Source organism: Sphingomonas sp. SFZ2018-12, from assembly GCF_022496715.1.
In the GTDB taxonomy this organism is placed as follows: domain Bacteria; phylum Pseudomonadota; class Alphaproteobacteria; order Sphingomonadales; family Sphingomonadaceae; genus Sphingomonas.
Genome location: NZ_WTFM01000001.1, coordinates 1761982 through 1787031, shown reverse-complemented (window position 1 = coordinate 1787031; position 25050 = coordinate 1761982). Strand labels below are relative to the sequence as shown.

The following is a 25050-nucleotide window of genomic DNA, read 5'->3' as shown; positions in this document are numbered from 1 at the left end:
CCCTACGGCGCGTCCAGCGCCGTTCGGCACACGTCGTCGAGTCCGATGCTGGTCAACAGCGCCAGCCCCTCGATCGTCACGAGCAGCTTCGCGCCCTCGATCGCGCGGGCCTCGGGCGTCGGGGAGTCGAGCTGCGCCGTTCCCCATTCCAGGAAGCCGCGCCCGATCTGTTCGCCGACCGCGCGGAACACCGGGTCGCCCAGCGCCGACAGGCTCGCAAGTTCGAGCCACAGCCGCATGTACGGCCACGCCTGCGGGTTGAGCAGCGACGTGCTCAGTTCCCTGACCAGGATGGCATAGGGCCGGGGTTCGGGCGCGCGCTGCGCCTCCATCATCGCCACCAGCCGCGCGGCGATCACCTCCAGCGTCGCGCCGACCAGTTCGGTCTTGTCGCGGAAATAATAGAGCAGCATCCGGTCGCTCGTGCCGACCGCGCGGGCCATTGCGCGCAGGCTCGATCCGGACAGGCCCGCCGCCAGCATGTGGTCCGCCAGCTTCTCCAGGATCTCGGCGCGACGAAGGTCGGGCTTGGTCGCGGATTGAGTCGATGCATGCGCCATGATTCAGGTTTGCATCATCCGCAGAGATTTGAAAGATTTATGTCCAGCGCGCGGATCGATGGCCGGGCGTCGCCATTTGACCGATCGCGGCGGCGGGCTAAGAGGGGCGGCATGACCCCCTCGTCCTGCGCGCACGCGGCGCTTCGCCTCATCGCCCTTGCGGCTGTCGGTCTGTCGGTCGGCTGTGACCGCGCCGCGCCCGACGACGTTCCGGCGGATAACGTGTCGGTGAATGTCGCATCGCCGGCACCGTCCACCGCGCCGGACTCCCGGGAGCCGGCGGGCGACCCCGGCACCGCCGCGACGATTCCCACGCCTTATCTCGGCACATGGGATCGCGATGCGTCGGCCTGCGCCGCACCCTTCAGCGAGATGCGGTTGGTGATCGATTCGGCACGGCTGCGCTTCTACGAAAGCGTGGCGGAGGTTCAGCGCGTGACACCGGTGGCGGCCGGCGGCGGCATCGACGTCGCGGCAGTCGTCAGCGGCGAGGGGATGACCAACGAAACCACCTATCGCCTCGCGCGCGGGGCGGGCGACGTGCTGACCGTCACGGTCGACGACGTGCGCACGCCGCGCGTGCGCTGCGGCTAGGGCGTCGATCCACTCCCGATTGCGAGCATCCTTTCCATGACCACCGTCTACGGCATCAAGAACTGCGACACGATGAAGAAGGCGCGCGCCTGGCTCGATTCCGCCGGCGTCACCTATGATTTCCACGACTACAAGTCGCGGGGTATCGACGCGGCGAAGCTGCGCGAGTGGACGCGGCAGGCCGGCTGGGAGCGGCTGATCAACCGGTCCGGCACCACCTTTCGCAAGCTGCCCGAGGGCGAGCGGCAGGAGGGGCTGGACGAGGCGCGCGCGATCGCGCTGATGGTCGCGCAACCCTCGATGATCCGCCGCCCGATCGTCGAACATGCCGGGCACCTCCTGATCGGGTTCGATCCGGACCAATATGCGGCGCAATTTGGATGAAACTGCGCTAAACGCCCTCGTGGGAACGAACGATGAGGGGGCTCATATGGTAGGGGACGGGCGGGCGAATTTGCCGACCTGGTACTGGGCGGCGGCGATTTTGATCACCTTGTGGGGTGCGACGGGCATCCTCGCATTCTACATGGACGTGGCGATGAGCGATGCGGCGCGCGCGGCGCTGCCCGACTACGACCGCCAGCTGCTTGCCCAGCGGCCGCGCTGGGTGACCTGGCTTTACGGCCTGGCGACCTGGGGCGGATTTTTCGGCGGGCTGGCGCTGCTCGCGCGGCGGCGGCTCGCGACCTATTTCTTCGCGCTGTCGCTGATCGCGGCGATCGTCCAGTTCGCCTGGGTGTTCGGCGCGACCGATCTGATCGCGGTCAAGGGCGCGGCGGCGACGGTGCCGTTTCCGATCTTCATCATCGCCGTCGCGGTGGTCCAACTGTGGCTGGCGCGCACGGCGGCCGGGCGGGGCTGGCTGCGCTGAGCGCGGTCACGGCCGGGGTGGCGCTTCCTCGCGCATCGGGCTAACAGCGGCGCACATGTCAACCACCTTCACGCTTGATACCGCGACCAGCCGCGCCAATCCGACGCCCGCACCGATGAAGCGGCTGACCGTGCCGGCGATCCGCGCGCGCAAGGCGGACGGCACGACTGCCGAGCCGGTGGTGATGCTGACCGCCTATACGGTGCGGATGGCGCAGCTGCTCGATCCGCACTGCGACATGCTGCTCGTCGGCGACAGCCTGGGCCAGGTGGTCTACGGCCTGCCGTCGACGGTGCCCGTCACGCTGGAGATGATGGCGGCGCACGGTGCCGCGGTGGTGCGCGGCAGCTATCATGCGCTGGTCGTCATCGACATGCCGTTCGGCAGCTACGAAGCCTCCCCCGAACAGGCGTTTGCCAGCGCATCGCGGCTGATGAAGGAAACGGGCGCCGCGGCAGTGAAGCTGGAGGGCGGCGTCGCGATGGCGCCGACGGTGCGCTTCCTGTCGGAACGGGGCGTGCCGGTCATGGGTCATGTCGGCTTGACGCCCCAGGCGGTCAACCTGCTCGGCGGCTATGGCGCGCGCGGGCGCAGCCAGGCCGAAGCCGACAAGATCGTCGGCGACGCACGCGCCATCGCCGATGCCGGCGCCTTCGCTATGGTCATAGAGGGTGTGATGGAGCCGATCGCGATCGACATCACCCGCGCGGTTGCCTGTCCCACCATCGGCATCGGCGCGTCGGCGCAATGCGACGGCCAGGTGCTGGTGGCAGAGGACATGCTGGGCCTGTTCGAGCGGACCCCTCGCTTCGTCAAACGCTTTGACGACCTCGCCGGCCGCATTTCTGCCGCGGTTGAAACCTATGCCGCCGACGTGCGGGCACGGCGCTTTCCCGGCGCGGAACAAATATACGTCCCCAAGGGCTGAGCCACCTTGTCTTCGCCCGCTTTGCTTTGCGATTTGGCGCGGCTAATGTCCGCCACCTTTTGACCGACCCCACCCGACGGAGCCCGAACTTGGCGTTACCCCCTGAGACCAGCGACGCATTCCTCCGCGAGGTGGATGAGGAGCTGCGCCGTGACCAGATGATCGGCCTGTGGCGGCGCTGGGGCATCGCCATCGTCGGCATCGTCCTGGTCGCGCTCGCCGCGTTCGGCGGCTGGCTTTACTGGCAGCACCGCCAGGCCGAAGCTGCCGGCGCGGAGGGTGAGCGTTTCAGCCGTGCACTGGAGGCGCTGGGCGCGGAGAAACCGGCCGAAGCGCAGCCGATCCTCGCCGAGCTCGCCAAGTCGGATCGGCCGGGTTATCGCGCGTCGGCGCTGTTCACCGAAGCCGACATCCTGCTGACCAAGGACGACCTGAAGGGTGCGGCCGCCAAGTTCGCTCAGGTCGCCAAGGACGAAGGCGTCGCCAAGCCCTTTCGCGACCTGGCGTTAATCCGCCAGACATCGGCCGAATACGATATGCTGGCGCCTCAGGCGGTGATCGATCGGCTGCGCGGCCTGGCGGTAAAGGACAGCCCGTGGTTCGGGACTGCGGGCGAAATGGTCGCCGTCGCCTATCTGCGGCTCAACCAGCCGGGACCGGCGGGTAAGCTGTTCGGCCAGATCGCGCAGGCCGAGCGCGTGCCGGCGACGATCCGGCAGCGCGCAGTGCAGATGGCGGGCGTGCTGGGCGTCGATGCGATTGATCAGACGCCGGCGGCGTCCAATGCCGCAGCGGCGCAAGGTGAGGAAAAGAATACCCAATGAAGTCAACCGTACGGGCCACCACGGCGATCGTCCTGCTCGCGGCGCTCAGCGCGTGCGGCGTCTTCAAGGGCGGGCCGAAGCGCACCCCGGTGGTCGGCCAGCGCGTGCCGATCCTGGTCACCGAAAACGAAATCAAGGCCGATCCGACGATCGCGTCGATCCAGGTCATTCCCCCCGTCCCGGTCGCCAACCCGACCTGGACGCAGCCGGGCGGCAATGCGGCGAAATCGATGGGTCATCTCGGGCTCGGCGATCCGATCGCGCCGGCCTGGTCGGTGCGGATTCCCGGCGGCACCACGCGCGTGCGGCTGGCTGCGTCGCCGGTGGTGGCGGATGGTCGCATCTACCTGATCGACAGCAACGCAACGGTCCATGCGCTGTCGGCGGACAATGGCGCCACGCTGTGGAAGCGGGCGACCGCGGGCGACGAAAATCGTGGCGCACGCTTTGGCGGCGGGGTCAGCATTGAGGGGAACCGCGTGTTCGCCGCCAACGGGCTGGGCGATGTCGTCGCGCTGAATGCCGACGACGGCGCGGAATTGTGGCGCGCGAAGCCCGGCGGGCCGCTGCGCGGTTCGCCGACGCTGGCGAGCGGCAACCTCTATGTGCTGAGCCAGGACAACCAGCTCTTCGCGCTGTCTCAGGCCGACGGGTCGGTCCTGTGGTCGCAATCTGGGTCGATCGAGCCGCAGGGCGTGTTCGGGGTGGCGGCGCCCGCCTATGCGCAGGGCACCGTCGTCGCGGGCTATTCGTCCGGCGAACTCAACGCCTATCGCTATGAAAACGGCCGTTCGGTGTGGGCCGACACGCTGTCGCGCACCAGCATCACGACGTCAGTGTCGGCGCTGGCCGATATCGATGCCGAACCCGTGATCGATCAGGGCCGCGTCTATGCCGTCGGCGAGGGCGGGCGGATGGTTGCGGTCGAGGTGGTGAGCGGCCAGCGCTTGTGGGAGCAGAATCTGGGCGGGGTGGCGACCCCGTGGCTGGCCGGCGAATGGCTGTTCGTTGTGACCGACGACGCCCGGCTGGTCTGCATCGCGCGCGCCAGCGGCAAGATCCGCTGGATCAGCCAGCTGCCGCGCTACCGCAAGGAAAAGAGCAAGAAGGGGCCGATCACCTGGCGCGGTCCGGTGCTTGCGGGCGGCCGACTGCTGCTGGTCAATTCCCAGGGCGACATCGTGTCCGCCGCGGTGACGGACGGCAGCATCACCACGACGATGAAGCGCGCCGTCGGGCCGACCACCCTGTCGCCGGTGGTCGCCAACAACATGCTCCTCATCCTCGATGACAGCGGTCGGTTGACCGCGTTCCGCTGAGCGGGGCGGGGGCGCGCGCCATGCCGATGGGCTTACCCGTGGTCGCCATCATCGGCAGGCCCAATGTCGGCAAGTCGACGCTGTTCAACCGTCTGGTCGGCAAGCGGCTGGCGCTGGTCGACGATCAGCCCGGCGTCACGCGCGACCGGCGCGAGGGCGAAGCCAATCTGCTCGGCCTCGAATTCCTGGTGATGGATACCGCCGGTTACGAGGACGAGGACGCCGCCACGCTGCCCGGCCGCATGCGCGCCCAGACCGAGGCGGCGGTCCGCGACGCCGATGTCGCCCTGTTCATGGTCGATGCGCGGGCGGGGGTGACGCCGCTCGATGCCGAAATCGCACGCTGGTTGCGCACCGCCGATACCCCGATCGTGCTGGTCGCCAACAAGGCCGAAGGGCGCGCCGGGGAACCGGGCATCTACGAAGCGATGGCGCTCGGGCTCGGCGATCCCATCCCGTTGTCGGCCGAACATGGCGAGGGCGTCGTCGACCTGTTCGAGGCGCTGCGCCCCTATGTCGAGCTTCCCGAGGATGTCGATGCCGCGCCGGTCGACCCGGAGTCGCCCGATGCCCCGCTCAAGCTCGCGATCGTCGGCCGGCCCAATGCGGGCAAGTCGACGCTGATCAACAAGCTGCTCGGCCAGGACCGGCTGATCACCGGGCCGGAGGCGGGGATCACCCGCGATTCGATCGCGGTCGACTGGCAATGGACCGATGGCCACGGCCAGCCGCGCGCGGTGCGGCTGATCGATACCGCCGGGATGCGCAAGCGCGCCAAGGTGCAGGAGAAGCTGGAGAAGCTGTCGGTCGCTGACGCGCTGCGCGCGATCGACTTCGCAGAGGTCGTCGTCCTGCTGCTCGATGCGACCAAGGGGCTCGAGGTCCAGGACCTCAAGATCGCCGACCGCGCCCTGCAGGAGGGCCGCGCGCTCATCATCGCGCTCAACAAATGGGATGTCGCGGAAAACCCCTCCAGCCTGTTCAACGGCGTCAAGGGCGCGCTGGACGAGGGGTTGGCACAGGTAAAGGGCGTGCCGCTGCTGACCGTTTCGGGCGCGACGGGCAAGGGGCTCGATACGCTGATCCGCGTCGGCTTCGAAACGCGCGAGGCGTGGTCGCGCCGCGTGTCGACCGGGGCGCTCAACCGCTGGTTCGAGCGTGCGATCGAAACCAATCCGCCGCCCGCGCCTGGCGGCAAACGGATCAAACCGCGCTACATCACCCAGAACAACACGCGCCCGCCGAGCTTCGTACTGTTCGGCACGCGCGTTGACCTGCTGCCCGAAAGCTATCGCCGCTACCTGATCAACGGCATCCGGCGCGAGTTCGATTTCGGTGCGGTGCCGGTGCGCCTCAACCTGCGCGCGTCCAAGAATCCGTTCGACCACGGATGACGCGGATCGACGCGCGGGGCCTGCGTTGTCCGTGGCCGGCGATCCGGCTCGCGCGCGCGCTCCGCGACGGCGCGGCGCTGCCCATTCACCTGATCGCCGACGATCCCGCCGCCGCTGCCGAGGTCGCAGCAGCGGCGGCGCATGCGGGGTTGCACGTCGAACATCCTGACGACCATGTGTTTATCCTGACGCAAGGGCGCTGACATCAACATCCTGTTTACCGGTTTCCGATAAGCCCGGGACGGGGTGCCAGACGGCGTTTTGGAGATCGTTATGAACGGGTCGGAGGGGGCTGCGCTGGTCGACTGGACCGCGTTTGCACAAGCGCGGACCGAGCTGGGTGCCAGCTTCGTGCGCATCCTCGGCTATTTTCGTGAAGACGGCGTCAAGTCGGTGGCGGCGATCGAGCACGCGATGCGCAATCAGAACGCCACCGCGATGGTCATTCCCGCGCACACCCTGAAGGGCGAATCGCGTCAGTTCGGCGCGGAGCCGCTGTCGGAGCTTGCGGAGACGATCGAGATGATCGCGCGCGCCTGCGTCGAGCGCCAGGACGCGCCGACCGAGGCGCTGCAATATGTCGTCCAGCTGCGCCCGCTGTTTGAAAAGACGCTGAACATGCTGGAGGCGGAAGCCAATCCGCTGGTCGCGCGCCGTCCGCAATTCGGGCGCCGCGCCGCGTTGTAAGCGCGCTGGTATCGTAGCGACCCGTTGATCCCGAAACGCCCGAACCGCATCGTCGGTGGAAATCTCCGGGTTACCCCGGGGCTCGACCCGGGGTCCTGCAATTTCTTGCGTCGGATCAGGCAGCGAGACCCCGGGTCAAGCCCGGGGTGACGGCGGGAAAATGGTCGTTCGCGGCGACGATGGTCAGTCGTCCTCCTTTTCGGGCCTGGAATTGAGCTGGATATAGTTTTCCAGCCCCATCCGCTCGATCATCTCGAACTGACGTTCGAGCGTGTCGACATGCTCCTCTTCGCTGTCCAGGATCCTGCGGAACAGGTCGCGGCTGACATAGTCGCGAACCGCCTCGCTATGCGCGATCGCGTCGCGCAGCGTGACGAGCGCATCGTGCTCGAGCGCCAGATCGGCTTTGAGCACCTCCTCGACCGTCTCGCCGATGCGCAGCCGGCCGAGCAGCTGGAAATTGGGCAGGCCGTCGAGGAACAGGATGCGTTCCGATACCCAGTCGGCATGCTTCATCTCGTCGATTGATTCGTGCCGCTCGAATTCGGCCAGGCGGCGGACGCCCCAGTGATCGAGGAGGCGGTAGTGCAACCAATATTGGTTGATCGCCGTCAGCTCGTTCTTGAGCACCTGATTGAGATATTCGATGACGCCTTCATCGCCCTTCATGGAACCGGTCCTCGATCGTTTCGACGGTTAGTCTACGCGCGCAGGCGGCTGGGGAACAGGCTAAAAATCGCAGATTTGCGGCACTTTCGCGCAAATGCGAGTGTCAAGCAGTCGCGCGTTCGGCCTCGATGATGCTGCGCGCGAATGGGACGCATTGGCCGCATTTCGCCTGGCGCCCGAGCGCACGATAGGCCTGCGCCGCGCTCATCGCGCCGCCGCGTACCGCATCGCGCAGCTCGCGTTCCCGAATTGCATTGCAGACGCAGACGACCATGGCGCTCTCTTGCTTCGATCACGCGTATGTAGAGCTAATGAGACTGGCTCGCAACGTCTATTGCATCGCGTTCGCAAAAATTCGGTCAGGCCGGGCTGGGGCGCTGCATCGGCTGAAGCTGGAGCCGCGTGAGCGACCGCCACATCCATTCGAGCGGTCCGTACTGGAAGCGATCGAGCCACGGCTTGGACCAGGCCAGCATCAGCGCCCACATCCCCAGCATGGGCAGGTAGAGCGTCGCCCGGCTCAGTTCGCCGTACAGCCCGAATCCATAGCCGTAGAACAGCGTCGTCATCAGGATCGATGTCATCAGATAGTTGGTGAACGCCATCCGCCCGGTCGCCGCGATCCGTTCGACCCACGCGCCGCCGTTGCGGGTGGCCAGGATGATCAGCGCCGCCCAGCCGACGATCATCAACGGCCGCACCGGCGTCGCCAACGCCATCACGCCCAGCGTCACGCTCAGGATCGAGAAATTCGCCGCGACCATCATCGCGGCGATCGCGGCATAGGCGGGGATGCCGATCCCGAAACCGATCGCCAGCCACTTGCGATAGCGTGCCAGCGGCCACGCGCCGGTCAGCATGCCCGATCGCAGCGCGGCCATGCCGAACAACATATAGGCGAGCGTCTCCCACCCGACGAACAGCACGGTGTTGATCGGCGTGCCGGCATGCTTGGCGACCCGCTTGGCAAGAATGTCGGCATAGGTGCCGCGATAATTGGCCAGGTCGGCCGCGATATAGTCGGCGGGAGGCACGCCGAACCCCTTCTCGAACCCCGCCAGCGCCTTCGCCATTTCGGCTGGCGCGCCCGGCTGCTGCGCGGCGAAGATGAAGGCGGGAAGCGACCCCGTCACCAGCATCTCGACCACGATCAACCCGATACCGACCGCGATCATCCGGCGGACCGACAGGTTGCGCATCAGATACGCGATCGACCCCATGATCGCATAGTGATGGAGGATGTCGCCCCACCAGATCAGATACAGGTGGGCGAGGCCGAAGACGAACAGCCAGAACATCCGGGCGAAGTGGATCCGCGCCGGGCTTTCGCCCTTTGCGGTCGCCCGATCGATCACCAGCAGCATTGAAGCGCCGAACAGGAACGAGAACAGCCCGCGCATCTTGCCGTCGAACAGCACGAAATTGAACAGATAGGCGACGAGGTCGATGCCGGTCGCGCCGCCATAGGCGCGCGGATTCATATAGGCGGTGTCGACCATCGACATGCCGACGATGTTCATGGTCAGGATGCCCATCACCGCTACCCCGCGGACGATGTCGAGCGTCCCGATTCGATCGGTCGCGTTGCCGTTCATCTTTGCCCCCCTGTATTGCGCCACCGATACACCGATCGCCCGGCAGCGAAAAGGGGCGCAAGCAGTCAGCTCACAGCCAGGACGTGATCTCCTCGATCGACTTGCGCTGGATGGCATGGAGCGGAATGGTCGCGTCGGCGGCGGCATGGCCGACGGTCACGATCATCAGCGGCTTCTCGTTCGCCGGACGCGCGCAGATCGTGTTCAGGAATCGCATGGGATTGGGGGTGTGCGTAAGCGTCGCCAGCCCCGCCTGATGCAGCGCGGCGAGCAGCAGGCCACAGGCGATGCCGACGCTCTCGGTCACATAATAATTCTGGCGGTCGTCCCCCGGCTGCGGGCCGCCGCGGCGCTGGCCGAACACCACGATCAGCCAGGGTGCCACTTCCAGATAGCTTTTGTCCGCGTCGGTCCCCAACGGGGCCAGCGCCTCCAGCCATTCCTGTCCCGCCTTGCCGGCATAGAATTCGCGTTCCTCGGCCTCCGCGCCCTCGCGGATGGCGCGCTTGGCCGCGGCCGATCCGACCACCGCGAAATGCCAGGGCTGGTGATTGGCCCCGCTCGGCGCGCTGCCCGCCGCCAGGATCGCCGCCTCGATCACCTCGCGCGCCACCGGCGTCGGTGCGAAGGCGCGGCACGTGCGGCGCGTCGCCATTGCGGCATGAAAGGCACGCGCGGCGTCCGCGCGCTCGACGTCGGTCATGTCGGGATAGGGTTGCCAGGGGATGAGGACGGGCTGGGTCATGGGCGAATTGAGCGCCGATCTAAACATCCACAACGTCCCCGTTCGTATCGAGCGAAGTCGAGATACGTGTCTCGACGATGCTCGACACGAGCGGTTTTCATAGGGTTTGGTCTCAATGGTTTCCCTTTCGTCCGGCCCACAATGCTCGCGTCACGCCTTTGCCAGCATCGCCAGCAGGTCGGCGGTGCTCGGCCGCTTCTTGTAATCGGTTTCGACCGATTTCGCCTTCACCCGTCCCTTGGCATCGAGGACGAGGACGGTGGGATAGGGGACGCCATAGGCGAAATTGCCCTCCGGATAGCGCGGGTCGCGCAGGCCCCAGGCGTTGGCCATCGCGCCACCGGCATCGCTCAGCAGCGGGAACGCGATGTTCTGCTTCGCAGCGAAATCGGCGAGCACCGCGGGATCGTCATAGCTGACCGCGACGAAGCGCACGCCCTTCGCGCGCGCCTGCGCGGCGATGTCGCCCAGCCCCTTCAGCTGCGTCTGGCAATAGGGGCACCATTTCGCCGACCTGAACAGCACGACCATGATCGGCTTGCCCGCCGCCTGTCGCTGCAAAGTCGTCGGCTTGCCGTCCTGGCCGCGCAGCGCGTGGCCGAGCGCGAGCTTGCCGCCGACCGCCGGACCCGGCACCGACTGGGCCAGCGCCGGCGCGGACGGGCTGGTCGCAAGCACGGCGATGCCCGCGGGTGCCAGCAGCAGGGCGGAGAGCGTCGGGCCGATCAGTCGGGACATGATGTTTCCTTGCAGGTTGAACGGGTCTCGTCCCGGTTCGCGGCGACGACCGTGCGGGTTACAGCGCCGCGGCGTCGCCCATCAGCGTGGGAAAGAAGCCTTCGTGCGCGGCGCGCAGTTCCTCGATCGTCACCGCCCAGTCGCCATCCTCGGTCTCGAACAGGATGCGGTCGCGGATCGTGCGGCCCAACGGATCGACCGGCACGTCGGCCGCGTGCGCCGCCGCCATGAAGTCGGCGAGACAGGTGTCGCACACGGTCACGACGTACAGCCCCTGGTCCTCGCCAAAGAAGGAGCCGGCATTGCCGAACGGCTGGGGCGAATCGATCAGCGCGCCGATGCCGCTGGCCAGCGCCATTTCGGCGACCGCGACCGCGACGCCGCCGTCGGACACGTCATGGCACGCCTTGATCGCACCGCAGCCGATCTGCCCGCGGATGAAGTCGCCGGTCCGCCGTTCGGCCTTCAGGTCGACGAACGGCGGCGGCCCATCCTCGCGCCCGTGCAGTTCGCGCAGCCACAGCGACTGGCCCAGATGTCCCTCGCGCTCGCCGACCAGCAGGATGATGTCGCCCAGCCCCTTGAACCCGATCGTCGCCGATCGCTCCCAGTCCTTGAGAATGCCGACCCCGCCGATCGCCGGGGTGGGCAGGATGGCGGAGCCACCGCCCGTCGCCTTCGATTCGTTGTAGAGCGACACATTGCCGCTCACGATCGGAAAATCGAGCGCGCGGCACGCCTGGGCCATGCCGTCCAGGCACCCGACGATCTGGCCCATGATCTCGGGCCGCTGCGGATTGGCGAAGTTCAGGCAGTTGGTGATGGCGAGCGGGGTCGCGCCGACACAGGTCAGGTTGCGCCACGCCTCCGCCACCGCCTGCTTGCCGCCCGCGACCGGGTCGGCGAAGCAATAGCGCGGCGTGCAGTCGGTGGTCATTGCCAGTGCCTTGGCCGTCCCGTGGACCCGCACCACCGCCGCGTCGCCGCCGGGGCGCTGCACCGTGTCGGCGCCGACTTGGGTGTCATACTGCTCCCAGATCCAGCGCCGGCTGGCGAGATCGGGTGTCGCCATTAGCTTGAGCAGGTCGACCGCGACGTTCGCGCTTTCCGGCGCGTCGGTCAGATCGGCGGGCGGAGGCGTCGGCACCCACGGCCGGTCATAGAGCGGCGCTTCGTCGGCCAGCGGCCCGAGCGGGATGTCGGCGACGGTCTCGCCCCGCCATTTGAGCACCATGCGGCCCCCAAGAACCGGATCCGGCTCGGTGACGGTGCCGATCACCGCGAAGTCGAGCTCCCATTTGCGGAAGATCGCCTCCGCCTCGGCCTCGCGGCCGGGCTTGAGCACCATCAGCATCCGTTCCTGCGATTCGGACAGCATCATCTCATAGGGCGTCATGCCGGCTTCGCGCTGGGGCACATGGTCCATGATCAGTTCGATGCCGACCCCACCCTTCGACGCCATTTCGACGCTGGAGGAGGTCAGGCCGGCCGCGCCCATATCCTGGATCGCCACAATGGCGTCCGACGCCATCAGCTCCAGGCACGCCTCGATCAGCAGCTTCTCCGTGAAGGGATCGCCGACCTGGACGGTCGGGCGCTTCTCGTTCGACTTCTCGTCGAAATCGGCGCTCGCCATCGTCGCGCCATGGATGCCGTCGCGCCCGGTCTTCGACCCGACATAGACCACCGGATTGCCGATGCCGGCGGCGGCGCTGTAGAAGATCTTGTCCTGCTGGGCGATGCCGACGGTCATCGCGTTGACCAGAATGTTGCCATCGTAAGCGGGGTGGAAATTGACCTCGCCCCCCACCGTCGGGACGCCGACGCAATTGCCATAACCGCCGATGCCGTGGACGACGCCGGCGATCAGGTGGCGCATCTTCGGATGATCGGGCCGGCCAAAGCGCAGCGCGTTCAGGTTCGCGATCGGCCGCGCGCCCATGGTGAACACGTCGCGCAGGATGCCGCCCACCCCGGTCGCCGCGCCCTGATAGGGCTCGATATAGGACGGGTGGTTGTGGCTCTCCATCTTGAAGATCGCCGCCTGGCCGTCGCCGATGTCGATGACGCCCGCATTCTCGCCGGGGCCGCAGATCACCCAGGGTGCCTCGGTTGGCAGCTTCTTCAGGTGGATGCGGCTGGATTTGTAGCTGCAATGCTCCGACCACATGACCGAGAAGATGCCGAGCTCGGTCAGGTTGGGCACCCGTCCCAGCGCCGCCAGCACGCGATCATATTCTTCGGGCGACAGGCCGTGCTCGGCAACGATTTCGGGCGTGATCTCGGTCATGCGCCGCGCTTTAGGGGGATGCGGCGAAGGGCGCAATTGCGCGTGCTGTGCGACGTCTGGTTTCGACCTGCCCGTGCGCGTTTGATCGGGATGCGGAGCGGGACGACAGGTGCACGATGCCGGCAGGGTGGCATGTGGCCGCATGATTGGCCCGAGACACGTATCTGGAATGGAGAATTCAGCGAATGCCAGCCGCAAATCCTCTGTCACCCCGGCCTTGTGCCGGGGTCCACGGTGCGGCGAGGCGTCGGCCTCCGGTTCGTGAGGGCAAAGCGGGCGGCAAGGTGGACCCCGGCACAAGGCCGGGGTGACGGGGCAGGTGGCAACGTGAGGCCAATCGATCGCTGCCGCTCTGGTTATCGTCCCTATCGCATCAGTTGCGCCGGCGCCCCCGTCGTCTCAGGCGCCTGAGCAGATCGCGCTTGGCCAGGCTTTCAAACATCTCCTCGGGGCCTTCGGGATCGAGGATCTTGTTGTCGGCCAGCCATTCCTCGACCGCCGTCAGGTCCGGGATCTCGTAATCGATCAGCGTTCGCCCGGGGCGGCGCAGGGCGTCGATCGTGGCGATCAGCGATCCCGTGGCCATCACCGTGCGCGCGACCGTCACCGGGTCGCAGCCCAGATGTTCGGCGATCAGGTCGTTGCGGATGCCCGCGATCGTCGCTTCCTCGTCCGCATTGCCGGGCAATGTCGCGTCGATCGTCACGTCGCATTCGGTGTCGAGCCGCATCGAGCGGTTGTTGAAATTGGACGAACCGACGCGCAGCACGAGGTCGTCGATGATCGTCACCTTGGCATGGACATAGATCGGCGTGCCCGCCGTGGTGACCGGGTGATAGATGCGCAGCCGGTTGGCATGGTCGCGCTGCTTCAGCGCCTGGAACAGGCGCGCGCGGGCGGTGTCCATCGCGATCGGCTCGAGCCAGCCGTCGGCCTTGACCGGGTTGACGATGACGAACTCGGGCGGATCGGGTTCGTCCAGCCGGCGCGCGATCGCCTCGGCCACCTTGCGTGAGGCGAAATACTGGCTCTCGGCATAGACATGGCGTTCGGCGCGCGCGATCAGGTCGACATAGAGCGCCTCGATCTCGGTCACAGCATCCAGATCGGGCATGGTCGGCGAAGAGCGCGAAATCGCGACATCGGCATCGGTGAACATCGTCGCCAGACCCTCGGGCCAGCATTCTTCCGCCGTATCCGGCGCCGCCATCGGCGCGCCGCCCGCGCGCGCCCAGCGATTGCGGCACAATTCGCCCAGCGCGCCCGCAACCGGCCCCGACAGCGCGGTGGTCGCATCGTGCCAGGGGCCATAGGGCGTGCCGTCGGGCTCGCGCCGGCGCGGCTCGTCGTCGCGATGATCGCGCGTGTCCCAGCGGTCGACCGTCATGTCGATGCCGCCGCAAAAGGCGAGGCGATCGTCGATCACCACGATCTTCTGGTGGTGCGACGCGCCCGCGGGGTGAAAGGCGTCGAGCTTCACATGGATGCGCGGGTGCCGCCACCAGCGGATCAGCGTCATCAGCGTGGTCGGCTGAAAGAAGCTCTTCAGCGCGCCGGTGTCCCAGCGCAGAATATGCACCTGAAGCGCGGGATTGCGGGCGACCAGCCAGTCGATGAACGGCCCGACTTCGGCCGGGGCATCGTCGTCATGTTCGTGGACCAGCTTGATCCGCGCGTCGAAATCCCATCCGACCAGCAGGATCTGTTGCCGGGCCTGACGCATCGCGGAGCGGACGTGGCGGAAATACTGCTCGGCATCGACGATCACGGTTGCGCGCGTCGCGCGCGCGATCCGCCAGCAGTTGCGGCCGGGATCGAGCGCATGGGGGTCGTTTTCGGCCACGCGCGCCTCCTCCATGCCGCCGTCAGCTACCCGAATGATCCGGGGGCGCAACGGTTCCGTCGAGGAATCGCGCCGCGTCGGCGGCGCTGCGATCGGCCGCCTCCTCCATCGGGATGTGGCCAATGCCGGGATAGACGATCAGCTTCGCCTTCGGGATGCGCGCCGCCAGCCACCGCCCGGACGACGCGGGGATCAACCGATCCTGCGCGCCCCACAGGATCAGCGTCGGCGCGGCGATGCGGGCGAGCGCCGCGTCGGTGGCATTGTCGGGCGGGATCGCAAACCGCTCGATCGTTGCGGCCCGGTTGCCGGGATAGCGCAGCAGCTCCCAATAACGATCGATCAGCTGGTCGGTCGCGCGCCGCGGGTCGGCATAGGCCGCGGGCAGGCTGTCGGCGATCAGGCTGCGCGGCGTGATCGAAGTCGCCAGATTGCGGATCACCGGCATGCGCGCAACGCGAAAGGCGATCGGGGCCTCTCCGCCCTGCGGGTCGGGCTGGCCGACCGAATCGACCAGGATCAGCGCGCTCACCCGGTCGGGATGCGCGAGCGCATAGCGCCACGCGACGCCGCCGCCCATCGAATTGCCCGCCACCGCCATATGCGCGATGCCGAGCGTGCGGCGCACCCGCTCGACCGTGTCGACAAAGGCGGCGGGCGCATAGTCACCGGCAGGATTGGGGCCGGTCAGGCCATGGCCGATCTGGTCGAAGCGGATGACGCGATAGCGCGCCTGCAGCCGCGTCGCCCAGGGTTCCCAGGTGTGAAGCGACGCGTTCGATCCGTGCAGCAGCATCAGCACAGGGGCGTCGCGCGGCCCGGTATCGCGCAGATGGACGGTCAGCCCGCCGCCGACATCGACGAAACGCGACGGCGCGGGCGCGTATTTCGCGCGCATTGCCGCCGGGTCGGTATCGGGGGTGTAGCCGGTTGCAAAACCGATCGCGGCGACGGCCAGCAGCGCCAGCAACGCGAACCGCCACACGGGTCGCCGCCGCCCCGGCCTGCGCATCCGCCCGATCGGGGGCAGGGTGGGAGCTATGCGGCGTCCTCCGCGTCGCGTTCCAGCCATTGTTCGAGCCACTTGATCGTGTAGTCGCCCGATTTGAACTCGGCGTCCTCGAGCAGCGCCTGATGCAGCGGGATCGTCGTCCTGACCCCTTCGATCACGAATTCCTCGAGCGCGCGCTTCAGCCGCAGGATGCAACCCTCGCGCGTGCGGCCATAGACGATCAGCTTGGCGACCATGCTGTCGTAATAGGGCGGGATCCTGTAACCGGCATACAACCCGCTATCGACGCGGACGTGCATCCCGCCGGGGGCGTGGAAATACTTCACCAGCCCCGGCGACGGCGCAAAGGTGCGCGGGTCCTCGGCATTGATCCGGCATTCGATCGCGTGGCCGCGAAACTCGATCTCTTCCTGGCGCACCGACAGCGGATGGCCTTCCGCCACGCGGATCTGCTCGCGGACCAGGTCGACCCCGGTGATCGCCTCGGTCACCGGATGCTCGACCTGCAGGCGGGTGTTCATTTCGATGAAGTAGAACTCGCCATTTTCCCACAGGAACTCGATCGTGCCCGCGCCGCGATAGCCCATGTCGGCCATGGCGCGCGCGACGATGCCGCCCATCCGCTCGCGCTCGGCATGGCTCAGCACGGGCGAGGGGGCTTCCTCCAGCACCTTCTGGTGGCGGCGCTGCAGCGAACAGTCGCGCTCGCCCAGATGGATGGCATTGCCGTTGCCGTCACCAAAGATCTGGAACTCGATATGGCGCGGATTGCCGAGATATTTCTCCATATAGACGGTGTCGTCGCCGAACGCCGCCTTCGCCTCGCTGCCCGCCTGCTGCATCAGCGTTTCGAGCTGGCTCTCGTCGGGCACCACCTTCATGCCGCGCCCGCCGCCACCCGATGCAGCCTTGATCAGCACCGGATAGCCGATTTCGGCGGCAATCCGCTTGGCCTCCGCCAGGTCACCGATCGCGCCGTCGGATCCGGGCACCAGCGGCAGGCCCAGCGCGCCGGCGGTGCGCTTGGCTTCCACCTTGTCGCCCATGATGCGGATATGTTCGGGCTTGGGCCCGACGAAGACGATGTTGTGCAGCTCGACGATCTCGGCGAACTTCGCGTTCTCGCTGAGGAAGCCGTAGCCGGGATGAATCGCGTCCGCGCCCGAGATTTCGGCGGCCGAGATGATGTTGGGGATGTTGAGATAGCTCTGCGCGGCCGGGGCCGGGCCGATGCAGATCGCCTCGTCGGCCAGCCGGACGTGCATGGCATCGGCATCCGCGGTCGAATGCACCGCCACCGTCTTGATCCCCATTTCATGACAGGCGCGGTGGATGCGCAGCGCGATTTCGCCGCGATTGGCGATCAGCAGCTTCTTGATCTGGGCCATCCGTTACTCGATCACGACCAGCGGCTGATCGAATTCGACCGGCTGGCCATTGTCGACCAGGATCGCGCCGACGGTGCCGGCGGCGGTCGCGGTGATGCGGTTCATCACCTTCATCGCCTCGATGATCACCAGCGTATCGCCGGCGGCGACCTTCTGGCCGGTCGCGATGAACGGCTTGGCGCCCGGCTCGGCCGCGAGATAGACGGTGCCGACCATCGGCGACTTGACCGCATTGGCGGCCGGTGCGGCGGGGGCGGGCGCCGCCGGTGCGGCAGGCGCGGACGACGTGGCCGGGGCCTGCGGCGCGGCGGCGATCGGCGCGGCCATCATCGCCGGTGCGGCGGTCACGGTGCGGGCGACGCGCACCTTGCGCTCGCCGTCCTGCACCTCGATTTCGGTCAGCTGCGTTTCGTCGAGTACGCCGGCCAGCTGGCGCACGAGGTCGACATCGACCCGCATCGCCCCGCCGCCGCTCGACGAGTCACCCTGTTTTTCGGTCATTCGACCCTCTGTTCGTTATGATCAAGTGCGGCGCTTTGTCAGATGCGCGCCGCCGCTTCAAGCGCGAGCACATAGGATTGCGCGCCGAAACCGGCGATCGTTCCGTGCACGCCCCGCCCGATCAGGCTGCAGTGGCGAAAGGATTCGCGCGCATGCGGGTTGGACAGGTGCACCTCGATCACCGGCGTCGTCACCGACTTGATCGCATCAAGCAGCGCGACCGACGTATGGGTAAAGCCGCCGGGATTGAGGATCACCGCGCGCGCGCCCGTCGCCTGCGCCTCGTGGATCCAGTCGATCAGATGGCCTTCATGATTCGACTGGCGCATGTCGATCGCCAGGTCGAGCACGCGGGCGCGATCCTCCAGCATCCCCGCGATGTCGTCCAGCGTGTCGGCCCCGTAGACGTCGGGCTCGCGCGTGCCGAGCAGGTTGAGGTTGGGGCCGTTCAGGACGAACACGGTTTCGGGCATGATCGGGCTTTCGGTTGCGATGCGTTGGGCCAGGCCTATATCCGCCCCTGTCGGGTTTACCAAAACCGTTCGTGTCGAGCGCAGTCGGGACACGGCCTTCAAGTTCAGCGTCCCTCGACCGCGCTCGGGACGACCGGAGATATAGCGTCTTGGCTCACTTGGACGGCACCGTCACCATTACCGTCAATGGCGAGCACCGCCGGGTGCGCGCCGGCACGACCATCGCCGCGCTGACGCGCGAGCTGGGGCTCGTCCCCGAAAAGGTCGCGGTCGAGCGCAACCTGGAGATCGTGCCGCGATCGACGCTGGCCGATGTCGTGATCGACGACGGCGACGAGCTGGAGATCGTCCATTTCGTCGGCGGCGGCGATCATGGCACACGGGTGGATGAAGACAGCTGGACGGTCGCGGGCCGGACGTTCCGATCACGGCTGATCGTCGGCACCGGCAAGTACAAGGATTTCGCCCAGAACGCCGCCGCGGTCGAGGCATCGGGGGCAGAGATCGTCACCGTCGCGGTGCGCCGGGTCAATGTCAGTGACCCCAATGCGCCGATGCTGACCGACTATATCGACCCTAAAAAGGTCACGTATCTGCCCAACACTGCCGGCTGCTTCGACGCCGACAGCGCAGTGCGCACGCTGCGGCTGGCGCGCGAGGCAGGGGGATGGGACCTGGTCAAGCTGGAGGTGCTGGGCGAGGCGCGGACGCTTTATCCCGACATGCGCGAAACGCTGAAGGCGACCGAGGTGCTCGTGCGCGAAGGCTTCAAGCCGATGGTCTACTGCACCGACGATCCGATCGCGGCGAAGCAGCTGGAGGAAGCCGGTGCGGTCGCGATCATGCCGCTGGGCGCACCGATCGGGTCGGGGCTGGGCATCCAGAACCGGGTGACGATCCGCCTGATCGTCGAGGGCGCGAAGGTGCCGGTGCTGGTCGACGCGGGCGTCGGCACGGCGTCGGACGCGGCGGTGGCGATGGAACTGGGCTGCGACGGCGTGTTGATGAACACCGCGATCGCCGAGGCGAAGGACCCGGTGCTGATGGCGCGGGCAATGCGCCTCGCCGTCGAGAGCGGCCGATTCGCGTATCGCGCCGGCCGGATGGCGCAGCGGCGCTATGCCGACCCGTCCAGCCCGCTCGCCGGGCTGATTTGACCCCCAATCGACGCGGTTTCGGTCCAATCAACCCATTTTTGGGCGTTCTGACCAGTGGACGCTGTTGCGGATCGCAATTACACGGGCACGGCAATTTGCACAGAAGGGCTAGAATCTATGAATAATGCCGATCTCGCCGACCGTCTTGCCGGTGATCATGGTCTGACCAAGACCGACGCCAAGAAGCTGGTCGATGGCGTGTTCGCCGCCATTGCCGATGCGGCCGCCAAGGGCGAGGAAATCTCGCTCAGCGGCTTTGGCAAGTTCAAGGTCAAGGAAAGCGCGGCGCGCGAAGGTCGCAACCCGTCGACCGGCGCGACGATCCAGATCGCAGCGTCGAAGAAGCTGACCTTTGCGCCGGCCAAGGCGGTCAAGGACAAGCTGAACGGCTGATCCTTGCCGATCCCGGCATGACCGGGTCCAATTCGCCGCCCCCGGTATCCGACGGTGCCGGGGGCGGTGTCATTTCCGGAGAGCGCCGCAGCCATGGTCCCGCGTGAATTGATCGGCACCGCCGACGTGCCCGGCGGCGAACCGCTCCGGCTGTTCCGGCGCGGCGACGACTATATGATCGTGCTCGACCGCAACGAATTGATGAGCACGCGGATGCGCGGGTCGGAGATCGCGCTGGCGACGATGACCTGCGCGCGGCTGCGCGACCGGGCCGCGGCGCGGCTGCTGATCGGCGGTTATGGCATGGGCTTCACGCTGCGCGCCGCGCTCGCCGAACTGGGGGCGGGCGCGCGGGTCGATGTCGCCGAGCTGGTGCCCGGCATCATCGCATGGGCACGCGGGCCGATGGCGGCGCTGACCGCCGGTTGCCTCGACGATCCGCGCGTGACCCTGATCGACGGCGATGTCGGGCGTGTCATCACGGCGGCGCGCGGCGCCTATGACGCGATCCTGCTCGATGTCGACAACGGCCCCGACGGCCTGACCCGCGCCGCCAATGATTCGCTCTATTCGATGCGCGGACTGGCGTCGGCGCGCGCGGCGCTGGCGCCGGGCGGGGTGCTCGCGATCTGGTCGGCGGCGCCCGACAATGTCTTTGCCCGCCGGCTCGCCGACAGCGGGTTTGCGGTCGACGAACAGGCGGTGCGCGCGCGGGAGAATGGCAAGGGCCCGCGCCACGTCATCTGGTTCGCAACCCGGCGGTGATCCGTTCTCTGCCGCGCTGGCCCAATGACCTAGTGGATTCGCGCGCGAATTGGCCTATGTTCGCGCCATCGTGATCCACGCGCTCGCCAATCCTGCCCGTTTCCTGAAGATCGCGCGGCCGCTGACTCCCCTGCTCGTCTGGGCGGGGCTGGCGCTGACCCTGTTCGGCGTGTGGGCCGGATTGACCCGGACGCCGCCCGACTATCTGCAGGGCGAAACGGTTCGAATCCTCTATATCCACGTTCCCGCCGCCTGGCTGGGCATGGCCGGATGGTCGGGAATCGCGGTGTCGAGCATCGCCTATCTGATCTGGCGCCACCCGCTGGCGACGGTGTCGGCCCGGGCGTGCGCGGTGCCGGGCGCGCTGTTCGCCGCGATCTGCCTTGCCACCGGATCGATCTGGGGACGGCCGACCTGGGGGACCTGGTGGCAATGGGACGGGCGGCTGACGTCGATGCTGCTGCTGTTCTTTATCTACCTTGCCTATATCGCGCTTGCCCGCGCCGATCAGGACCGCGGCGGCGACGGGCGCATCCCCGCGCTGTTCGGGATTGCCGGTTCGGCGCTGCTGCCCGTCATCCGTTACTCGGTGGTGTGGTGGAACACGCTGCACCAGGGCCAGAGCCTGACGCTGACGAAGAACACGATCGCGAGCGAGATCCTGTGGCCGCTGGGCTTCACGCTCTCGGGCTTCACCCTGTTGTTCGCGGGCATCGTCTTGATGCGGATGCGCGCCATCCTGGCGACCGGCCGGGTCGAGGCGCGGATGCGGCGGATGGCCGCGGCATGAGGCGGGCGGCATCGGCATGAATCAATGGGCCTTCGTGATCGCGGCCTATGCCGTGACCTTTGGCGGGGCTGGCGCGATCCTGCTGCTCAGCTATGTGACGATGCGCCGCGCCGAACGCGCGGCCGATGAGGTGAAGACGCGGCGATGAAGGCGAAGCATCAACGGCTGGTCCTGGTCGCGCTGGGCGTGACGGCGGTAATGGGGGCGAGCGCGCTGGCGCTTTCCGCGCTCAAGGACGAGGCCGCGTTCTTCTATGCCCCCGGCGACGTCGTCGGCAAATCGCCGCCGGTCGGTCGCGCGGTGCGGCTGGGCGGGATGGTCGAGGCGGGATCGATCCGCCGCCAGCCCGACGGCGTGTCGATCGCCTTTACCGTCACCGACGGCAAGGCGCGGGTGCCCGTCACCTTCAGCGGCATCGCCCCCGACCTGTTCAAGGAGAAATCGGGCGTGGTCGCCGAGGGTCAGTTCCGCCCCGACGGCAGCTTCGCCGCCGACAATCTGCTCGCCAAGCATGACGAGCGTTACATGCCCCCGGAAATGGCGGGCAAGATGGCCGCCGCCGAGACGCTGAAGCAATGATCGCCGAAGCCGGTCTGGCGGCGCTGTGGCTCGCCGCAGCCCTGGCGCTGCTGCAATTCGTGCTCAGCGTGCTCGGGCTTCGCCTCGCGCACATTGCCGGCGACCGCGACGACCGGCGCGAAACCGCGGCGCAGCTGATCGCGGGCGTGCGCCCGGTCGCCATCGTCCAGGGCGCGCTGGCGGCGCTTGCCTTCGTGCTGCTCATCACGCTGTTCGTGCGCTCCGACATGTCGGTGCTGCTGGTCGCGACCAACAGCCATTCGGCCAAGCCGCTTATCTACAAGATCGCGGGCGCGTGGGGGAACCACGAAGGCTCGATGCTGCTGTGGGTGACGGTGCTGGCGCTCGCGGGGGCGGGCATCGCGCTCATCGAACGGCGGCTCGGCGAAGCGACGCTGGTCGCGACGATCGGCGCGCAGGCGTTCATCGCGCTCGGCTTCTACGCGTTCCTGCTGATCGCCTCCAACCCCTTTGCGCGGCTCAACCCGGCGGCGCCCGAGGGGCAGGGGCTGAACCCGCTGCTGCAGGACCCCGGCCTCGCCTTTCACCCGCCGACGCTCTATTTCGGCTATGTCGGCCTGTCGATCGCCTTTTCCTTCGCGGTCGGCGCGCTGGTGATGCGCGATGTCGGCCCGCCCTTTGCGCGCGCGATGCGCCCCTGGGTGCTCGGCGCGTGGATTTTCCTGACGCTCGGCATCACGGCGGGCAGCTACTGGGCCTATTACGAGCTCGGCTGGGGCGGCTGGTGGTTCTGGGACCCGGTCGAGAACGCGTCGCTGATGCCGTGGCTGGCCGCGACCGCTTTGCTCCATTCGGTCAATGTGCTGGCCGCGCGCGACGGCCTCAGGTCGTGGACGATCATGCTCGCGGTCATCGCCTTTTCGATGTCGATGATCGGCACCTTCCTCGTGCGATCGGGCATCCTGACCAGTGTCCACGCCTTTGCCGTCGACCCCGAACGCGGCAGCTTCATCCTGGCGCTGCTCGCCATCTATATCGGCGGCGCGCTCGCCTTGTTCGGCCTGCGCATCGGCAGCGTGCGCCAGGGCGCGACGTTCGAGCTGGTCAGCCGCGAGGGCGGGCTGGTCTTCAACAACCTGCTGCTCTCGGTCATCCTGGGCATCGTGCTGATCGGAACGCTCTATCCGATCGTGGCACAGGCGATGGGTACGCAATTGTCGGTCGGTCCGCCCTTCTTCAACAAGACGACCGGGCCGATCGCGCTCGCGCTGATGGTAGGCATGGCGGTCGGGCCGATGCTGCGCTGGCGGCGCGACGATGGTGGCGCGGCGCTGCGCCGGGTGGTCATCCCCGCCGGGGTCGCGGCGGTGGCGGGCGTCGTGCTGCTGATCGCCGCGCCGGGTGCCGGGCCGTTCCCGATCCTGGGGCTGGCGCTCGCGGCCGGGCTGGCGGTGGCGAGCGTGCTGCCGCTGTTCCGCCGCGACCTGGCCCGCGTGCCGCTGTTCACCTATGGCATGATCCTGGCCCATCTGGGGGTCGCGGTGTCGATCGCGGGCATGGCGAGCGAGCGCGCATTTACCGTCGAGCGGCTGGTCGCGGTGCGCCCGGGCGAGACGACGCGGGTCGGGCCCTATGCGGTCACGCTGATCGGCATCGCGCCGGCGATCGGCCCCAACTGGTCGGCACTGGAGGGGCGTCTGCGTGTCCAGCGCGGGGACGGCACCCCGTTCTTGATGGGGCCGCAGAGCCGCTTCTTCTCTGCCCCGCCGACGGTGACGAGCGAGGCCGCGATCCTGACCGTCGCCGACGGCCAGCTCTATACCGTGCTCGGCCAGCTCGACGGTGCGGGCCGCGTGCAGCTCCGGCTATGGTGGAAACCGTATGTGACGCTCATCTGGCTGGGCGGCGCGATGATCGGGCTGGGCGGCCTGCTCGCCCTGATCGGCCGCTTGTGGCGCGAGCGGCGCGGCACCCGGCGTCAGGCCCGGCAGGAGGCCTGGGCGTGAGGCGGCTGCTCATCTGGCTTCCGCTGCTCGTCTTCGTGCTGCTCGTCGCGGTGGCGCTGCGTGGCCTGCTCGCCCCCGCCGACCCGATCGTGCGCTCGGCGATGGTCGGAAAGCCGCTGCCGGCGTTCGACCTGCCCCCGATTGCACCGGGCAAGCCCGGCCTGTCGAGCGCGTCGTTCCGGGGCGGCGAGCCGCGCCTGCTCAACGTGTTCGCCAGCTGGTGCGTGCCCTGCATCGCGGAGGCACCACAGCTGCTGAAGCTTAAACAGGCGGGCGCGCGCATTGACGCGATCGCGATCCGCGACAAGGGACCGGCGATCGCGCGCTTTCTTGCCGAACATGGCGATCCCTATCAACGCATCGGCGACGACCGGGAAAGCAAGGTCCAGCTGTCGCTGGGCTCGTCGGGGGTGCCGGAGACCTTCGTGATCGACGGGCAAGGGGTGATTCGCGCCCAGCATGTCGGCGACATCCGCGACGACGATGTCGGAAAGCTGCTCAAGGCGCTGGAGGAGGCGCGGTGAGGCGGGCGATCATCGCGCTCGGCCTGCTCGTCGCCGGCCCCGCGCTGGCCCAGTCGGACCAGCCGCCCGCGCGCATGGCCGACACGCAGCTCGCCGATCCGGCGAAGGAGCGCGAGGCCAAGGCGCTGATGGAAACGCTGCGCTGCCTCGTCTGCCAGGGCCAGTCGATCGCCGACAGCGACGCGGAAATGGCCGGCGACATGCGCGCGCTGGTCCGCGAGCGGATGCAGCAGGGCGAAAGCGCGGGTCAGGTGCGCGACTGGCTGATCGAACGCTATGGCGACTATGTCAGCTACGATCCGCCGGTGACGGAGGCGACCGCGCCCTTGTGGATCGCGCCGATCCTGTTGCTGATCGCCGGCGTCGCGGTCGCCGCGCGCAGCTTCAAGCGCAAGGCGCGGAAGCGTTGATGACGGGCGAGGCTCCGTTGGTATCGCGCAGGGT

At 67.7% G+C, this 25050-nt stretch carries 30 protein-coding genes; 18 read left to right on the top strand and 12 right to left on the bottom strand.

What is annotated here, in order from left to right; genetic code table 11:
* Positions 1–2: 2 nt before the first annotated feature.
* Positions 3–560 (bottom strand): TetR family transcriptional regulator, encoded by a 558-nt coding sequence (locus GO308_RS08425; protein ID WP_066476561.1) that lies wholly within the window; start codon positions 558–560, stop codon positions 3–5.
* 111 nt (positions 561–671) lie between these two features.
* Between GO308_RS08425 and GO308_RS08420 the strand changes: the two genes are divergently transcribed.
* The 9 genes from GO308_RS08420 to GO308_RS08380 all read left to right on the top strand — a co-directional run bounded on the left by GO308_RS08420 (position 672) and on the right by GO308_RS08380 (position 7177).
* Complete coding sequence (locus tag GO308_RS08420; protein ID WP_066671491.1) at positions 672–1154, top strand: hypothetical protein; 483 nt, start codon at positions 672–674, stop codon at positions 1152–1154.
* Positions 1155–1190: 36 nt separating this feature from the next.
* A complete protein-coding gene (locus GO308_RS08415; protein WP_240885113.1) occupies positions 1191–1538 on the top strand; it encodes an ArsC family reductase in 348 nt (115 codons plus the stop codon).
* Between the two features lie 46 nt (positions 1539–1584).
* Complete coding sequence (locus GO308_RS08410) at positions 1585–2025, top strand: hypothetical protein (RefSeq protein ID WP_240885112.1); 441 nt, start codon at positions 1585–1587, stop codon at positions 2023–2025.
* A gap of 55 nt (positions 2026–2080) precedes the next feature.
* Positions 2081–2953 carry a 3-methyl-2-oxobutanoate hydroxymethyltransferase gene (gene panB / locus GO308_RS08405; protein ID WP_066476546.1) on the top strand — a complete coding sequence of 291 codons (873 nt, stop codon included), beginning with the start codon at positions 2081–2083 and terminating at the stop codon, positions 2951–2953.
* 89 nt (positions 2954–3042) lie between these two features.
* Positions 3043–3777 (top strand): tetratricopeptide repeat protein, encoded by a 735-nt coding sequence (locus GO308_RS08400; RefSeq protein WP_240885111.1) that lies wholly within the window; start codon positions 3043–3045, stop codon positions 3775–3777.
* Positions 3774–5096 (top strand): PQQ-binding-like beta-propeller repeat protein, encoded by a 1323-nt coding sequence (locus tag GO308_RS08395; protein ID WP_066476544.1) that lies wholly within the window; start codon positions 3774–3776, stop codon positions 5094–5096. Before GO308_RS08400 ends, GO308_RS08395 begins: the two co-directional genes overlap by 4 nt.
* Positions 5097–5122: 26 nt before the next feature.
* A complete protein-coding gene (gene der / locus GO308_RS08390) occupies positions 5123–6490 on the top strand; it encodes a ribosome biogenesis GTPase Der (protein ID WP_240885221.1) in 1368 nt (455 codons plus the stop codon).
* Positions 6487–6693 (top strand): sulfurtransferase TusA family protein, encoded by a 207-nt coding sequence (locus tag GO308_RS08385; protein ID WP_240885110.1) that lies wholly within the window; start codon positions 6487–6489, stop codon positions 6691–6693. Before der ends, GO308_RS08385 begins: the two co-directional genes overlap by 4 nt.
* A gap of 70 nt (positions 6694–6763) precedes the next feature.
* Complete coding sequence (locus GO308_RS08380) at positions 6764–7177, top strand: Hpt domain-containing protein (RefSeq protein WP_066476534.1); 414 nt, start codon at positions 6764–6766, stop codon at positions 7175–7177.
* Positions 7178–7360: 183 nt separating this feature from the next.
* On the opposite strand, the gene bfr is transcribed toward GO308_RS08380, so the two are convergent.
* From bfr to aroQ, 11 genes are all read right to left on the bottom strand, one after another.
* The gene (gene bfr, locus GO308_RS08375) at positions 7361–7846 is read right to left on the bottom strand and encodes a bacterioferritin (protein WP_066476533.1); all 486 of its coding nucleotides are present in this window, start codon (positions 7844–7846) and stop codon (positions 7361–7363) included.
* Positions 7847–7949: 103 nt separating this feature from the next.
* On the bottom strand, positions 7950–8120 hold the full coding sequence (locus GO308_RS08370; protein ID WP_066476532.1) for a (2Fe-2S)-binding protein: 171 nt from the start codon (positions 8118–8120) through the stop codon (positions 7950–7952).
* 85 nt (positions 8121–8205) lie between these two features.
* A complete protein-coding gene (locus GO308_RS08365; protein ID WP_066548054.1) occupies positions 8206–9441 on the bottom strand; it encodes a DUF418 domain-containing protein in 1236 nt (411 codons plus the stop codon).
* A 70-nt stretch (positions 9442–9511) separates the two neighbouring features.
* A complete protein-coding gene (locus GO308_RS08360) occupies positions 9512–10186 on the bottom strand; it encodes a nitroreductase family protein (RefSeq protein WP_066476527.1) in 675 nt (224 codons plus the stop codon).
* Between the two features lie 150 nt (positions 10187–10336).
* Positions 10337–10924, bottom strand: a complete 588-nt coding sequence (locus GO308_RS08355) for a peroxiredoxin family protein (RefSeq protein WP_066476525.1) — start codon at positions 10922–10924, stop codon at positions 10337–10339.
* A 58-nt stretch (positions 10925–10982) separates the two neighbouring features.
* Positions 10983–13214 (bottom strand): phosphoribosylformylglycinamidine synthase subunit PurL, encoded by a 2232-nt coding sequence (gene purL / locus GO308_RS08350; RefSeq protein ID WP_240885109.1) that lies wholly within the window; start codon positions 13212–13214, stop codon positions 10983–10985.
* A 373-nt stretch (positions 13215–13587) separates the two neighbouring features.
* Complete coding sequence (locus GO308_RS08345) at positions 13588–15057, bottom strand: phospholipase D-like domain-containing protein (protein WP_240885108.1); 1470 nt, start codon at positions 15055–15057, stop codon at positions 13588–13590.
* 22 nt (positions 15058–15079) lie between these two features.
* The gene (locus GO308_RS08340) at positions 15080–16042 is read right to left on the bottom strand and encodes an alpha/beta hydrolase (protein ID WP_240885107.1); all 963 of its coding nucleotides are present in this window, start codon (positions 16040–16042) and stop codon (positions 15080–15082) included.
* Positions 16043–16095: 53 nt separating this feature from the next.
* On the bottom strand, positions 16096–17457 hold the full coding sequence (gene accC / locus GO308_RS08335) for an acetyl-CoA carboxylase biotin carboxylase subunit (protein ID WP_066476514.1): 1362 nt from the start codon (positions 17455–17457) through the stop codon (positions 16096–16098).
* A 3-nt stretch (positions 17458–17460) separates the two neighbouring features.
* A complete protein-coding gene (gene accB / locus GO308_RS08330) occupies positions 17461–17958 on the bottom strand; it encodes an acetyl-CoA carboxylase biotin carboxyl carrier protein (protein WP_066476511.1) in 498 nt (165 codons plus the stop codon).
* Between the two features lie 38 nt (positions 17959–17996).
* Positions 17997–18431, bottom strand: a complete 435-nt coding sequence (gene aroQ / locus GO308_RS08325) for a type II 3-dehydroquinate dehydratase (RefSeq protein ID WP_240885106.1) — start codon at positions 18429–18431, stop codon at positions 17997–17999.
* Positions 18432–18580: 149 nt separating this feature from the next.
* On the opposite strand from aroQ, the gene thiS reads away from it, so the two are divergent.
* The 9 genes from thiS to GO308_RS08280 all read left to right on the top strand — a co-directional run bounded on the left by thiS (position 18581) and on the right by GO308_RS08280 (position 25016).
* On the top strand, positions 18581–19588 hold the full coding sequence (gene thiS / locus GO308_RS08315; protein WP_276616336.1) for a sulfur carrier protein ThiS: 1008 nt from the start codon (positions 18581–18583) through the stop codon (positions 19586–19588).
* A gap of 117 nt (positions 19589–19705) precedes the next feature.
* Positions 19706–19981, top strand: coding sequence for an HU family DNA-binding protein (locus tag GO308_RS08310; protein WP_240885105.1), 276 nt, complete (start codon positions 19706–19708; stop codon positions 19979–19981).
* A 93-nt stretch (positions 19982–20074) separates the two neighbouring features.
* Positions 20075–20746 carry a spermidine synthase gene (locus GO308_RS08305; RefSeq protein WP_240885104.1) on the top strand — a complete coding sequence of 224 codons (672 nt, stop codon included), beginning with the start codon at positions 20075–20077 and terminating at the stop codon, positions 20744–20746.
* A gap of 49 nt (positions 20747–20795) precedes the next feature.
* A complete protein-coding gene (gene ccmC, locus GO308_RS08300) occupies positions 20796–21536 on the top strand; it encodes a heme ABC transporter permease CcmC (protein WP_231726179.1) in 741 nt (246 codons plus the stop codon).
* A gap of 16 nt (positions 21537–21552) precedes the next feature.
* Positions 21553–21684, top strand: coding sequence for a hypothetical protein (locus GO308_RS18605; RefSeq protein WP_269450176.1), 132 nt, complete (start codon positions 21553–21555; stop codon positions 21682–21684).
* Positions 21681–22115 carry a cytochrome c maturation protein CcmE gene (gene ccmE, locus GO308_RS08295; RefSeq protein WP_066476496.1) on the top strand — a complete coding sequence of 145 codons (435 nt, stop codon included), beginning with the start codon at positions 21681–21683 and terminating at the stop codon, positions 22113–22115. The genes GO308_RS18605 and ccmE overlap by 4 nt, the downstream gene beginning before the upstream one ends.
* The gene (locus GO308_RS08290) at positions 22112–24082 is read left to right on the top strand and encodes a heme lyase CcmF/NrfE family subunit (protein ID WP_240885103.1); all 1971 of its coding nucleotides are present in this window, start codon (positions 22112–22114) and stop codon (positions 24080–24082) included. The genes ccmE and GO308_RS08290 overlap by 4 nt, the downstream gene beginning before the upstream one ends.
* Positions 24079–24606: a DsbE family thiol:disulfide interchange protein gene (locus GO308_RS08285; RefSeq protein WP_066476617.1), complete on the top strand. Its 528-nt coding sequence runs from the start codon at positions 24079–24081 to the stop codon at positions 24604–24606. Before GO308_RS08290 ends, GO308_RS08285 begins: the two co-directional genes overlap by 4 nt.
* The gene (locus tag GO308_RS08280; RefSeq protein WP_240885102.1) at positions 24603–25016 is read left to right on the top strand and encodes a cytochrome c-type biogenesis protein; all 414 of its coding nucleotides are present in this window, start codon (positions 24603–24605) and stop codon (positions 25014–25016) included. Before GO308_RS08285 ends, GO308_RS08280 begins: the two co-directional genes overlap by 4 nt.
* The last annotated feature ends 34 nt before the right edge of the window (positions 25017–25050 follow it).

What these genes read in the sequence shown, in the direction of transcription:
- bfr (WP_066476533.1), bottom strand. Translation starts at nt 7,846, where the DNA reads ATGAAGGGCGATGAAGGCGTCATCGAATATCTCAATCAGGTGCTCAAG.
- aroQ (WP_240885106.1), bottom strand. Translation starts at nt 18,431, where the DNA reads ATGCCCGAAACCGTGTTCGTCCTGAACGGCCCCAACCTCAACCTGCTC.
- GO308_RS08305 (WP_240885104.1), top strand. Translation starts at nt 20,075, where the DNA reads ATGGTCCCGCGTGAATTGATCGGCACCGCCGACGTGCCCGGCGGCGAA.
- GO308_RS08360 (WP_066476527.1), bottom strand. Translation starts at nt 10,186, where the DNA reads ATGACCCAGCCCGTCCTCATCCCCTGGCAACCCTATCCCGACATGACC.
- GO308_RS08425 (WP_066476561.1), bottom strand. Translation starts at nt 560, where the DNA reads ATGGCGCATGCATCGACTCAATCCGCGACCAAGCCCGACCTTCGTCGC.
- ccmE (WP_066476496.1), top strand. Translation starts at nt 21,681, where the DNA reads ATGAAGGCGAAGCATCAACGGCTGGTCCTGGTCGCGCTGGGCGTGACG.
- GO308_RS08420 (WP_066671491.1), top strand. Translation starts at nt 672, where the DNA reads ATGACCCCCTCGTCCTGCGCGCACGCGGCGCTTCGCCTCATCGCCCTT.
- GO308_RS08290 (WP_240885103.1), top strand. Translation starts at nt 22,112, where the DNA reads ATGATCGCCGAAGCCGGTCTGGCGGCGCTGTGGCTCGCCGCAGCCCTG.
- GO308_RS08365 (WP_066548054.1), bottom strand. Translation starts at nt 9,441, where the DNA reads ATGAACGGCAACGCGACCGATCGAATCGGGACGCTCGACATCGTCCGC.
- GO308_RS18605 (WP_269450176.1), top strand. Translation starts at nt 21,553, where the DNA reads ATGAATCAATGGGCCTTCGTGATCGCGGCCTATGCCGTGACCTTTGGC.
- GO308_RS08395 (WP_066476544.1), top strand. Translation starts at nt 3,774, where the DNA reads ATGAAGTCAACCGTACGGGCCACCACGGCGATCGTCCTGCTCGCGGCG.
- panB (WP_066476546.1), top strand. Translation starts at nt 2,081, where the DNA reads ATGTCAACCACCTTCACGCTTGATACCGCGACCAGCCGCGCCAATCCG.
- accB (WP_066476511.1), bottom strand. Translation starts at nt 17,958, where the DNA reads ATGACCGAAAAACAGGGTGACTCGTCGAGCGGCGGCGGGGCGATGCGG.
- accC (WP_066476514.1), bottom strand. Translation starts at nt 17,457, where the DNA reads ATGGCCCAGATCAAGAAGCTGCTGATCGCCAATCGCGGCGAAATCGCG.
- GO308_RS08310 (WP_240885105.1), top strand. Translation starts at nt 19,706, where the DNA reads ATGAATAATGCCGATCTCGCCGACCGTCTTGCCGGTGATCATGGTCTG.
- GO308_RS08380 (WP_066476534.1), top strand. Translation starts at nt 6,764, where the DNA reads ATGAACGGGTCGGAGGGGGCTGCGCTGGTCGACTGGACCGCGTTTGCA.
- GO308_RS08385 (WP_240885110.1), top strand. Translation starts at nt 6,487, where the DNA reads ATGACGCGGATCGACGCGCGGGGCCTGCGTTGTCCGTGGCCGGCGATC.
- GO308_RS08355 (WP_066476525.1), bottom strand. Translation starts at nt 10,924, where the DNA reads ATGTCCCGACTGATCGGCCCGACGCTCTCCGCCCTGCTGCTGGCACCC.
- der (WP_240885221.1), top strand. Translation starts at nt 5,123, where the DNA reads ATGGGCTTACCCGTGGTCGCCATCATCGGCAGGCCCAATGTCGGCAAG.
- GO308_RS08410 (WP_240885112.1), top strand. Translation starts at nt 1,585, where the DNA reads ATGGTAGGGGACGGGCGGGCGAATTTGCCGACCTGGTACTGGGCGGCG.
- purL (WP_240885109.1), bottom strand. Translation starts at nt 13,214, where the DNA reads ATGACCGAGATCACGCCCGAAATCGTTGCCGAGCACGGCCTGTCGCCC.
- GO308_RS08415 (WP_240885113.1), top strand. Translation starts at nt 1,191, where the DNA reads ATGACCACCGTCTACGGCATCAAGAACTGCGACACGATGAAGAAGGCG.
- GO308_RS08370 (WP_066476532.1), bottom strand. Translation starts at nt 8,120, where the DNA reads ATGGTCGTCTGCGTCTGCAATGCAATTCGGGAACGCGAGCTGCGCGAT.